The sequence below is a fragment of the Bacteroidota bacterium genome, assembly GCA_005882315.1.
Classification (GTDB): domain Bacteria; phylum Bacteroidota; class Bacteroidia; order Chitinophagales; family Chitinophagaceae; genus VBAR01.
Genome location: VBAR01000001.1, coordinates 843958 through 856565, shown reverse-complemented (window position 1 = coordinate 856565; position 12608 = coordinate 843958). Strand labels below are relative to the sequence as shown.

Annotated in this window: 11 protein-coding genes; 2 read left to right on the top strand and 9 right to left on the bottom strand. The window is 38.3% G+C overall.

The window, feature by feature from the left end; genetic code table 11:
* Positions 1 to 50: 50 nt before the first annotated feature.
* The 5 genes from E6H07_03465 to E6H07_03445 form a co-directional block, all read right to left on the bottom strand.
* A complete protein-coding gene (locus E6H07_03465; protein TMI64990.1) occupies positions 51 to 2534 on the bottom strand; it encodes a hypothetical protein in 2484 nt (827 codons plus the stop codon).
* A gap of 242 nt (positions 2535 to 2776) precedes the next feature.
* Positions 2777 to 4186: an MBL fold metallo-hydrolase gene (locus tag E6H07_03460; protein TMI64989.1), complete on the bottom strand. Its 1410-nt coding sequence runs from the start codon at positions 4184 to 4186 to the stop codon at positions 2777 to 2779.
* 94 nt (positions 4187 to 4280) lie between these two features.
* Positions 4281 to 4619, bottom strand: coding sequence for a helix-turn-helix transcriptional regulator (locus tag E6H07_03455; GenBank protein ID TMI64988.1), 339 nt, complete (start codon positions 4617 to 4619; stop codon positions 4281 to 4283).
* Positions 4620 to 4651: 32 nt separating this feature from the next.
* Positions 4652 to 5329, bottom strand: a complete 678-nt coding sequence (tsaB, locus tag E6H07_03450) for a tRNA (adenosine(37)-N6)-threonylcarbamoyltransferase complex dimerization subunit type 1 TsaB (GenBank protein ID TMI64987.1) — start codon at positions 5327 to 5329, stop codon at positions 4652 to 4654.
* A complete protein-coding gene (locus tag E6H07_03445) occupies positions 5330 to 5950 on the bottom strand; it encodes a hypothetical protein (protein TMI64986.1) in 621 nt (206 codons plus the stop codon).
* Between the two features lie 67 nt (positions 5951 to 6017).
* On the opposite strand from E6H07_03445, the gene E6H07_03440 reads away from it, so the two are divergent.
* Together E6H07_03440 and E6H07_03435 are read left to right on the top strand one after the other, a co-directional pair.
* Entirely contained in the window at positions 6018 to 6398 is a 381-nt protein-coding gene (locus E6H07_03440) for a RidA family protein (protein TMI64985.1), read from the top strand.
* Between the two features lie 5 nt (positions 6399 to 6403).
* Positions 6404 to 7513: a metallophosphoesterase gene (locus E6H07_03435; GenBank protein TMI64984.1), complete on the top strand. Its 1110-nt coding sequence runs from the start codon at positions 6404 to 6406 to the stop codon at positions 7511 to 7513.
* Positions 7514 to 7522: 9 nt separating this feature from the next.
* On the opposite strand, the gene E6H07_03430 is transcribed toward E6H07_03435, so the two are convergent.
* From E6H07_03430 to E6H07_03415, 4 genes are all read right to left on the bottom strand, one after another.
* Entirely contained in the window at positions 7523 to 8230 is a 708-nt protein-coding gene (locus E6H07_03430; protein TMI64983.1) for a DNA alkylation repair protein, read from the bottom strand.
* A gap of 92 nt (positions 8231 to 8322) precedes the next feature.
* Entirely contained in the window at positions 8323 to 10278 is a 1956-nt protein-coding gene (locus E6H07_03425; protein TMI64982.1) for a M1 family peptidase, read from the bottom strand.
* A gap of 79 nt (positions 10279 to 10357) precedes the next feature.
* Positions 10358 to 11083: a nucleotidyltransferase family protein gene (locus tag E6H07_03420; GenBank protein ID TMI64981.1), complete on the bottom strand. Its 726-nt coding sequence runs from the start codon at positions 11081 to 11083 to the stop codon at positions 10358 to 10360.
* Positions 11080 to 12552: a hypothetical protein gene (locus E6H07_03415; protein ID TMI64980.1), complete on the bottom strand. Its 1473-nt coding sequence runs from the start codon at positions 12550 to 12552 to the stop codon at positions 11080 to 11082. The genes E6H07_03420 and E6H07_03415 overlap by 4 nt, the downstream gene beginning before the upstream one ends.
* Positions 12553 to 12608: the final 56 nt, after the last annotated feature.

The window sequence follows — 12608 nt, the reverse complement described above, 5'->3', positions numbered from 1 at the left end:
CCGCTGGAAAGCGGGACCGGTTAACAACACACACATGAAAAAACTAAAAATTATTTTTTCTTCTTTTTCAGTTGCAGGTAATCGAGGAAGTAAATTATTTTAAACGAAATATTATTATTGTCACTTGCATCCAGTGTATGATCGAAGTTTTTAAAATAGTTGTTCTCTACATCGTCATTAAAATCATACACCGCATTTTTCCAAACGATATTTATAAAACTTCCCGGCGCAAACTGCCAGGTATATACCATATCAATATTAAAAAAGTTCACATTCTGGTTACAATTAATATTAAATGCATTGTTGGGTTCAAGGTTTCCATCATGCAATAAATTGTAATAAGACTTGTAATCTACACTGCTGGTATAATGCCGCATACGGAATGTAATACCCTGCTTGTTATTGAAGTTATACTTGGCACTGAGAATATTTTCAATGGCATTTACTTTCCTTTTTCCAAATATGATATCATTTGCAGAAGATGACCAGGCATAACCCATGTTATTAAACCGTTGCTGAATATTCAGCCTGTGGGTAAGAGAAAACTTGCTGCTGAACCGGAAACTCTGCCTGAAAAAATTTTCAGTTGTAAAACCATCATAAAAATCGAAGAATTTCCTGTTAAAGGTTTCGATATAGAATGAATATTTCTTTGCTGAATTACTTTCAAACCAGGCTCCCAGGGTTGTACTATTTCCTCTTTTAAAATAACGGCCTTCCCAACGGGGTTCATAAAAATCGTTTTCATTGGGAATGAAAGCTGTAAACAAACCTGCCCACCATAATTTTTTCGATTGAACATTTATATTAGTCTGTATCCTGGAACGCTGATATTTTTCATCGATACCTGCTATAGGAGAAAACAGTTTACTGTAACTGGCATTAAAGTTTATAAAAATCCTGTTATACCATTTTTTAGGCTCGGTCCAACGATAACCTGCATACATGCCATGATCGAGATAATTATTATTGGTGAAATACCCCATATCATTACTGCTGTATTTTGTATCAGTAAGATCTTGCCAGACTTCGAAAGTAAAACGACCACTCCGCTTACCAAAACGCAAGGTCTGATTATAACCCGTACGGGTTTCTCCTTTTGCATCGATACCAATAAGATTACTTACTGCCGCTTTGCCACCAAAATTCCACATGTTTGTTTTATTATTCAGATCAAACAGTGCAGCTGTAACATTTGCATCATAATCACCACCACTGCGCCATACGTTTGTATTTACCAACGATACGCTGCTGTTGTTTTTCATTGTTTGATCAAATACTAAAATATTATAATTGGTCAAGGGGTCGGTTTGAAATTCGCGTTGTTCTTTAGTCAGTGTGTTTTCTATCGTTGCATATTGTGGCTTGGTAATAGCATTCAGTACACCAATACCTAAACCTTTTTGCGTTCGTCCGGAAATTTTTGATGCATTGATCAACTTCGATTCAGATGGGTTTTCTTTTACTTCTTCATCTACACCTGTTTGACTATATGCATCATACATATGAATGGGTTGCCCACCGATCCTTCTTGAATAAAACAGGTCACCTTTACTGAACAACTCGGTTCCTTCTGTAAAGAAATTCCTGTTTTCGTTGAACTTAACTTCAAAAGGAGAAAGGTTAAGTACATTGTTATCACTCTGTACCTGTCCGAAGTCAGGGACCAATGTAGCATCAAGCGTAAAAGCCTGGTTGATGCCATACTTTACATCCATACCACCATTGATCTGTGTAGTCGTATTTTCAACACCCGGCTTATTGTGCGGATAGTGATTGACATAAGTAGAAAAATAAGGGGAAAATTGTAGACGTAACGGAGGTTTGACATTTGAAATACCCGTCCATTTTCCTTCCTGGGTGAGAAAGCCATTTACGTTTACATCAATCGGGTTCCAGGTATATTGTTGTTCTGTTTTTCTCCGACGCCGGGTAATATTCAGGCCCCAGGTCTGTATATCTTTTTTTCCAAAACGGATAGCTGAGAAAGGAATAAACATTTCAAAACTCCATCCGTCTTCATGGATCACGGCATTGCTTTTCCAAACAGCGCTCCAGTTAAAATCTTCGCCACCGTTATTGCTTCCTGCTGCAGGCGGGGACATCTTTGCATCCCATTGCTCGCCGAGTGGCGTAAGGAAATATTCAAATGCATTGATTTGATCATTATAGGTATCGAAAAAAATTCCTACATAATCATTGGTGCCAAAACCATCCCGACCAGAGAGTTCACGGGCAATACTGTCTTTGGTACGTTCATAACAATAGCCTCCAAAATAAATCCCTTCATCATTATACATGAGGTAAGCAATGGTTTTATTCGCTGGGTTTTCCACTACTCCCGTTTTAGGACGGAACTCCACCAGGTCAGTCATAATAGCAGCATCTTTCCATGCCTCATCATTTATCAGACCATCTATCTTAACGGATTGTGTAGTTCGCTTAGCAGATAATTCTTTTGCAGCGGGAATTTGTGCATAGGTCGCAATAGTGCACAACAATGCAACGAAGGTTGAATTGGCTTTGGTAAACATGGCTATACTCTTACAGTTGATTAAACGACGAAGTCTTTAATCTGTTACACCTTTTGTGTTAAACACTACTAAAAAATTCGTAGTGTAAAACTAATAGCCATGTCAGTACTAAAAATTTCTTTTAGCTGAGTGGTAATTGGCACTTGACGAGTGGTGAAAAAAAGGGGGCGTTAACTTTTTGTTGTGAAAAATAAAAAGGAACCATTTCTGATCCCTTTAATAAGAAAATTTTATCCTGATTTTTAATTCAACACACTCTTCTCTTTCACTACTACTATTTTTTCTTGTTCTTTAATTTTTCCCCAGCCACCATTTATATTGCGGAGGTTATGTATACCCTGGCGTTTTAATAATGAGCAGGCAATAACACTGCGATAACCGCCCGCGCAATGCACATATAAATTTTGGGTTTCTTCAAGATTAGCCATACTGGCAGGATCGGTCATTTCATTTAACGGAATATTCTTTGCATCTTTCAGATGACCATCTGCAAATTCGGTTTCTCTTCTTACATCCAATACTACCATATTGGGATCATGCGGCATATCCATCATCATTTCATCAGCTTCTATATCAATGATCATATCCGATTTTTCCCCAGCATTTATCCAGGCATCATATCCACCCGCCAGGCAACCGGCAAATTTTTCAAAACCCACTCTTGCCAATCTTACTACAGTTTCTTTTTCTTTCCCCGGTTCTGTTACTAAAAGGATTCTTTTATCAAAAGGCAATATGGCGCCTGCCCATTCTGCAAACCTGCCTTCAAGACCAATACTAATAGAACCGGGTATAAAACCAAGAATAAATGTATTCGCATGTCTTGTATCAAGAACGATCACATCATCTTTCATCATTTTCTTAAACTCTTCAACAGATAAACTTTTTAACCCATGCTCCAGCACATTGTCAAGACTTTCATATCCTTCTTTATTGATTTTTGCATTGATCGGGAAATAATTTGGCGGTGCTGCAATACCATGTGTGACAGCCTTAATAAATTCTTCTTTTGATGCAGCTTGTAATGCATAGTTATGTGCCTTCTGTTCACCAATTGTACTAAAAGTTTCGCTACCTAAATTTTTACCGCAACTGCTGCCGGCGCCATGCGCAGGATATACGATCACTTCATCGCCTAGCGGAAATAATTTCGTATGAATACTGTCATACATCATACCGGCAAGATCTTCCATGGTAAGATCTTCACCTTTTTGTGCCAGATCAGGGCGGCCCACGTCACCAACAAATAATGTATCACCAGTAAACACACAATGCTCTTTTCCATTTTCATCTTTCAGCAAATAACAACTTGATTCCAACGTATGGCCCGGTGTATGCAATACAGTAATGGTGATATCGCCAACACGGAATGTTTCTCCGTCTTTTGCAACATGCACAGCGAATTTTGTTTGCGTCTGAGGTCCGTAAACAATTGGTGCATCAGTTGCTTTGCTTAGATCAAGATGGCCGCTTACAAAATCAGCATGAAAATGTGTTTCAAAAATATATTTGAGTTTCGCTTTTCTTTCATTCAGCGTTTCAAGGTACTCATCAATATCACGCAAAGGATCGATGATGGCCGCTTCACCATTGCTTTCAATATAATAAGCCGCTTCGCTGAGACAACCCGTGTACAATTGCTGAATAAACATAATTGGTGATTTATGGCTCAAAAATAGTTGATTATTTAACAACAGGGTTTACGGTTAACGTAAACTCTGTTTTAGTTTTGTGAAACTCTGATTGTCAGCGGGTCAGTTGTTGAATTGTTTGCAAAAACTCTTTCAGTCGGGGCATATTTACCGAATAATAAATATTCTTTCCGTCACGGGTTGTTTTTACAAAACCAGCCTTTCTTAGTACAGCGAGGTGTTGCGATGCCACAGCCTGTACTAAAAACAACTCAGTAAAGATCTCGGTAACTGTACAGGTACCTTTTTCATCTATCTTTTTAAGTATCTGTTGACGGAGTTTGTGGTTGATAGCTCTAACATAAATAGCCGCCTTTTTCACCAATAAAGTATCCAGCACAACCGGTTCGGTTATTTCTTTACCACTAGTAAACTCAAGTGAATAGGTGCTCATCGCTGTGCTGTTTATACAAAAGTAGGGTTATATTATTTTTTCGGTTGAACAGTATGAAAATCTTTTATGTAAAACGGCTCAGCATAGGCAAGATCGGCAAAGTCATTTGTTGCCATCTTTTTTTCTGCCAGCCCGATCATTTCTGATGCATTATGCTCAATGGTTTCAAACAAAGCATTAGCCGATTGAATAACAGGTTTACATTTTGCGGCGCCGTTTCCAAAGAAGAGAATACTGTTGCCAGCCAGTTGCTCAGCAAAACTGTTTTCATCAATGATCCTTGCATGTGGCAGAAGGATTGCCTTTAAAGACTTATCATAAATCGCTGTAAATACTTCCATACGTCGGGCATCAATTAGCGGACAATAATAATTGATATTGGATATTGGGATATTGAGAGAAGCAATAGTCATTACTTCAAGAGTGCTTAAAGTTATAAGTGGTTTATTTAATGCATAACACAATCCTTTTGCTGTAGCCAATCCTACACGAAGACCGGTGTAGGAGCCGGGCCCGTTACTCACAGCTATGGCATTCAATTCTTTTAAACTGTAACCTGTTTTTTTTACCAGTGATTGAATAGCAGGTTGTATCCATGCTGCATGATCTTTTTGGTTCTTGTTTTCAGCAATTCCGATCAATTCACCATTTTTTGAAATGCACACTGATGCATTTTCAACCGCCGTATCGATATGTAATAATAAGGACATTTATCTGGTTGCTTCTTTTTCTAATAAGGTGGCAGGCTGGTACCGTGAATTTGTTTTGCTCAACTCATTTAATAAGGAGTAAATATTTTTTAAACCAATTTTTTCACTCCATTCAAATGGACCGTATGGGTAATTAGTGCCAAGCCTCATTGCTATATCTATTTCTTCTTTTGTACTTACATTTTCCTGCAAAGCAAAATAAGCTTCATTAATGATCATACTTACCACTCTTGCGGAAACAAAACCTGGAATATCAGGTACCCAATCAATTATTTTATTCAATGCAACAGCAATCTTTTCAGCATCAACTTTTAGTGATTCATTTGAAGAGCTTGCTTCTATTAATGTTCTTTTCATAAAACCCGGCCAACCATTTATGCGAATAAATGAAGTGCCTGACTCAATTACGGAATTAACAAAAACAGGTTTTGGTAAAAGCCGTGTAAATAATGCTGTTCTTTCAACTGTATTTTCGAAGGCAAGATCAAAATAAGCGTCAGCGTCTGGATGAAGTATGAATTCTTCTGCTGTATTGATACGAATAAGCGTTATACTATCGCCTGTATAACCGGACGTTAACTCTGCTACTTCATTTTCATTTCCCCATACAACGATCTTCATGAATCATTTTTTGCAAAGAAAGCACTTAAACATAAATTCGTCGTTCTAAATTCTTAAAAACAAAAACATGTCAAGAACAGTCATCAATACACCCAATGCTCCTGCACCTATCGGTCCATACAACCAGGCTATTCAATCTGACCATATGCTTTTTATTTCCGGCCAGATCTGCATCGATCCTGTGAGTGGTCAGCTTAAAAATAAAGATATACAGGAAGAAACTCACCAGGTAATGCATAACCTGAAGGCAATACTTACAGCCGCTGGTATGGACTTCAGCAATATTGTTAAAACGACCATCTTCATCACAGATATGAATCGTTTCGGAGAGATCAATGAAGTATATGGAAAATATTTTACAAGCGACTTCCCGGCAAGAGAAACAGTCCAGGTATCGGCACTGCCAAAATTTGTGAATGTAGAAATCAGTATGATTGCGGTAAAGTAAATCACATGCGCCGCCTGCTGCAAATATTATTATGGAAACCTGTGTTGTGGCTGGCAACAAAATTTTCATCCAAACCGGATAAGCAAAAAATATTTGAAGCATTAAGCCGGTTGTTGAAACTTATAATTGAGGAGCCGGGCAAAAGGGGTATTGTTATTCCTTTTGATATTACTTACTCAAAATTTATTATTTTTTCCGACCAGCATCGTGGTGGTAAAGATGGTGCTGATGATTTTGCAGCGGCTGAACCCAACTATCTTGCAGCTTTAGATCATTATTTCCAGCAACAGTTTTATTTTATCAGTTTGGGAGACAGTGAAGAGCTTTGGGAGAACAGTTTAACCAAGGTAAAAAAATATAACTCAGTTTCACTGGAGAAAGAGAAGCTTTTCATTCAACAAAATCGTTTTGTAAAGATATTTGGTAATCATGATCTGTATTGGGACAATGATCCATTGGCTGGCTGGCAATTAAAAAAAATATACGAACAAGAAGTAAAAGTGTACGAAGGAGTTGTGTTACAGTCAATAGCTAGTAACCAAGAACCAGTAACCAGCAACAGTCCATTAACCATCTTCCTTACTCACGGTCACCAGGGTGATGCCAGCAGCGATGGCAATTGGTTCAGTAAATTTTTTGTGGCAAGAATATGGGCTCCGTTACAAGCTTATTTAAGGATCAATCCAAACACACCAGCTTATGATGCCAACCTGAAGACAAAGCATAATCAGATCATGTACGAATGGTCTTCCCAACAAAAAGACCTTATACTGATAACGGGTCATACACACCAACCCGTTTTTGAATCACTCACTTATCTTGAGCTATTATATAAGAAATTGCAACAGGCAAGAAATGATAAAGATGTTGATGTTGTAAAAGCAATTGAAATAGAAATCCAGAACCGCAGGCATAAATACACGGATATAGCAACCCAATACCTGCAAATGAAACCCAGTTATTTTAACTCTGGTTGCTGCTGCTTTAGTGATGGTGATATTACTGGTATTGAAATTGCGGATGGGTTTATCCGGTTAATAAAATGGAGCAAAGATGGCGGAAGGATCATTCTGGAAGAGGCAACTCTTGTTCAATCACTAGAACTGCTACAATAAAATATCATTTCAACACTTCACTGTCTTTTTCTTTTTTCCTAAATTTCCTCTTACTTCTATTTTTTTAATATAATTCGCTGCAGACGGTACTTCGCAGGCTGTGTTTCCCATATCCACCATCACAGTTCCAATTTTTTGTGCTGTTGCAATCGCTTCTTTGGTCAGTTCTTTTATATAACCTCCAGTGCAGATTATAAAATTGTTCATAGTGTATTTTACACGATTCGGTGCCTTATGAATTTCCTTTTCAATTCGCTTCATCAATTTTTTTATCAATGCAATATCCAGTTCATTATCCGGCTTCATGGAAATAACACCTGCCAATGCACTCCAGCCTGAAGAAGCAATGCTTTCTTTTGGTGAATCGATCCATTTCATACCCAGTTCCCAGCCATAAGGACTTTCTGCTGCCACCCAAGCAACCGTATATTCACAAATGCCGCCACTTCTTGATTTCTCCACCCATTGCTGAATATCTTTCTTGCTCATCTTCGATTGATCAGCAATCAAACCTGCGAGATACATCGCATCATAATTGCCTGTATCAAAAAGTTCCATAGCCAGCTCATGGTTTACTTTTACTTTTTTCTGAATAACCTTGAGGTCAGCTATTTTCACACCGAACATTGGCTCTGAACCACCGTGGTTCATGAATATTCTTTTTATATTTTCTGACCCTTTCTTTTTTAATTCATCCATTATTTGTGTTGCTGTCATAATGATAAATTTTAATCTTTAATATCTGCGATATTAAAATTAAGTAAATAATAAAAATAAAAAAACCCGACGAAGCCGTCGGGTTTGCATTTTTAAAAAGCTTTTTTCCAGTCATTATTTTTTCGATCCCAGTCAGGGAGTTTGTTATCGGGGTCAAGTTTTATTTCTTTGATCTCGCTGGTAGTGGGTACACTTAAAGTATAAACAGCACCACGTTGCCATACTTCAACAGGCAAATCAATCCGGTGTTGTTTGCCATTGGCCTCAGTAATTTTTATCGAAACAGGCATCGCCATTTTTTCCAGGTTCTCCAGTGTTATCTCACTTCCGTTTTCTGGTATCTTATCTTTATACTTTACTTCTTTTACACCCTGGTCGAGTTTCCATGTATTTAATACCCACCCTCTCCAAAACCAACCAAGATCTTCACCCGATGCATTTTCCATGGAATGAAAGAAATCCCAGGGTGTTGGATGTTTAAATGCCCAACGGCTTACATATTCACGGAAAGCTGCATCAAAACGTTCGGGGCCGAGTACTACTTCACGCAACGAAGTTAGCATAGCTCCTGGTTTCAGGTAAGCTGCCACACCCAAATTATCCTGTTGTATTACATCCGGGTTATTAAACAATCCATCCATCTTGTCACTGTAAGTATATTTTACCATGAAATCTCCATTCGGGTCATCAAAAAAACCGCCGCTGGCTTTGAATTCACCTTTATTAAATTCATTTGTAGAAAGTGTATTGATGAAAGTATTAAAACCTTCATCCATCCATGCATATTTACGTTCATTACTGCCCACGATCATCGGGAACCATGTATGACCAAATTCATGATCAGTTACTCCCCATAAACTTTCACCTTCTGAACCAAAACCGCAGAAAACAATTCCGGGATATTCCATACCGCCAACAATACCGGCTACATTCACTGCCATCGGGTAAGGAAACGTAAACCATTTTTTTGAATAGTGTTCAATAGCAGCTTTTGTAAACTCGGTACTACGCTGCCATGCATTTTTCTTATTACTCTCAACCGGGTACACACTTACCGCTAGCGATTTTTTATTATCCGGTAAATTAATTTTTGCGGCATCCAGTATAAATGCTTTAGAAGCACCCCATGCTACATCACGGGCATTATTAATTTTAAATTTCCATGTACAATTTGGAGTTTGCGGTCTTGAGCTTTTATCTTTTATATCTTTTTCGCTTCTTATCATCACTGTTTTATCACTGTTCTTTGCTTCATTCCATTTTTTCAATTGATCTGCAGTTAAACATTCGCCGGGATTCTGCAATTCACCGCTACCCATTACAATAACATCTGATGGTGCAGTAACAGAAAACTCAATATCACCATATTCAAGGTAGAACTCTCCCTGGCCGAGATAAGGTAGCGTATTCCATCCCTGTATATCATCATACACACACATACGGGGAAACCACTGCGCTACTTCATACACCCATCCATTTTTTGTTTTCAATCTACCCATGCGGTCAGAACCATATTCGGGAATGCTGAATTCAAAACTCATTTTAATTTTAACCGTGCCGCCACCTGCTTTCAATGCATCCTGCAGCCATACCTGCATTCTTGTATCTGTTGTAATTTGTTTAGGATTGTATTTACCTGCTTTTGTTTCTACTGTTAAATTTTTAATTACATCTCCATCGGTAAATTTTGCATTTGCCCAACGACCACCTTCTACTGTTGTTGTTGCTGATGCACGGGAATCTTTCCGGTAAATATTCTGGTCCATCTGCAACCATAAAAATTTCAGGTTATCGGGACTGTTATTTGTGTATGTCAGCTCTACTTCGCCGCTTACTTTATGCAAGCCGGTATCGAGTGTCGCACTGATCTTATAGTCTGCACGGTTTTGCCAGTACTTAGGGCCGGGCTCACCGCTTGCACTGCGGAAATCATTTCCGGGGTAAGGATAAAACTGGGGGTTAAATACTTCGCGGTTGTCAAATTTTGTTTGAGCAAAAACAAAAATAGCCTGGAATATGAACAGGCAGGCAATTACAATCTTCTTCATGTATGTGAATTTATTTAGGGGTGTAATGTAATAAAAAGCGGTGAGGCAGGTGAACCGTACATCAGCTATTTGGAAATATTTAAGGAAAAAGAGATTCTGCAATGGCTACACTTTCAGGTTTCCCTACATCAGCGAATTTATCGCCACTATGGTCATAGCCCATAATAAGGTGTTCGGTGGCGAGTTTTAAATAAACCTCAACCAACGAGAACTTTCCGGAGAATTGATGCTTTTTCATCAAATCAAAGATTCCATATTCAAAAACCACTACGCAACTATATGCTTTTTCAATATAATAAGATTTGTGTATTGAAATTCTTTCCTCACTTTCTTTTACATTCCTCCAGCCGCAAAGCCGGTTAAGGTTATCAAACAAAAAATACCGTGATGTTTTGCGGTTAGTAACACCAAAGGAGATCAGAGGCTGATGCATATCATGAAAGAGCAGCAGGTTGTTAATGTCCAGTTCGGTAAGTATATCAACATTGCAGGTAATGAATCTTTCACCTGGAGTAAATAATCTTTCAGCTTTTAATAATCCGCCGCCGGTTTCAAGCACTTCGTTTGTTTCATCACTGATGATAACATTACTTCCCCATCCATCATTTTTTTTTAATGCATCAATAATCTGGTCTGCAAAATGATGAACGTTTACGATCACATCTTTGATTCCATGTTGCTGTAAGTATTCGATATTTCGTTGAAGTAATGATTTTCCATTCACCAAAGCCAATGCTTTTGGATGTTTATCAGTCCACGGTTTAAAACGTGTGCCGAGGCCGGCACTAAATATCATTGCTTTCATGATTGCTTTTCAGGAAGTGGGTTTTGCCAATCTTTTTCATCCTGCACCATATGTCTTAACTCAATTTTCACTTTGAATTTATTTTTTAAATGCCTGGCCAGTGCATCAGCAGCATACACACTTCTATGTTGGCCACCTGTACATCCAAAACTTACCATCAGGCTTTCAAAGCCCCGTTTGATATATTCTTCTACACTAATATCAACAATATCAAATACCGAATTTAAAAACTCAGGCATTTGTGTTTGTTGTTCCAAAAAATCTTTTACTTCTTTATCACGACCATGTTTGGTTTTCATGCTCTCAACCCGGCCGGGATTTAGCAAACCGCGGCAATCAAAAACAAAACCACCGCCATTTTCAGTTTCATCCTGCGGTAGATCCTTGCGGTAAGAAAAACTGCATATCTTAACTACCAGCGGAGTTTCAGTAGTTGCCTGTATTGGCGTAAAGTATTCAATGATCTCATCGCTGGTACAAAGATCAAGAGCTTTTCTGAATTCGGGTACCGAAATACCCATACTGTTATTGGCTAAAAAACCTTTCAGGTTATTTAATGCAAGAGGAATGCTGGTTAAGAAATGTGCTTTGCGTTCAAACAAACCGCGGAAACCATAAGCGCCGAGTACCTGTAGCAACCGGATAAGAACATAACCATTAAACTGACTTTTAAAGATCGTTTTATCAATTGAAGACCCAATTGTTTTTTCAAACATCTTCATGTAATATTCAAGCAAATCATTTTTCCATTCATTGGGCAGGTTAGCCTTTGCCTGCCAGATCAAACTTGCCGCATCATATTGAGGGGCGCCTTTCATACCGCCCTGGTAATCGATGAATCCGAGGCTGCCATCTTCCTTTACCATAATGTTACGGCTCTGAAAATCGCGGAACATAAAATATTTGTATTCTGTATGAGTAAGATAATTGCTCAACGCTTCAAGATCATCAAGCAGTTTTTGTTTATCATAGGGCTTGCGTAATGCATCGAGAAAATAGTATTTGAAATAAAGCAGGTCAGCAAGTATTGCCTGCTTGCCGAATTCCTTATTCGTCAGGCTTTTTTTATAATCCAATCCTTCATGACCTTTTACCTGTATCTGCACCAGGTTTTCAAGGCTTAGTTTAAATAAGGCATACACTTCATCGGTGTGTCCTTCTTTATCGAGTCTTGATGAAACGGAGATATCGCCAAAGTCCTGCTGGATGTAAAATATTTTATCATCGCTTATTGCATAAATTTCGGGTACAGGTAATTTCTTTTTGAAAAGATGATTTGAGAAATAGAGAAAGGTTTCGTTCTCTTTAATATTAGCACCATAAGTACCCATCACAGTTTTTCCATCATCGGTATGGATGCGGAAATAACGACGTTCGCTGCCGCTTTGTGGTAATACATCAATTGATGCAGCGGGTTTTCCGGCCCAGCTTTCATATAGTTTTCCAATGGATTCAACAACTTCTTGCATATAGCAAATGTAAAAGAAAGAATGGGTTGATACAGTCCTAACAGGCATTAGTTTTT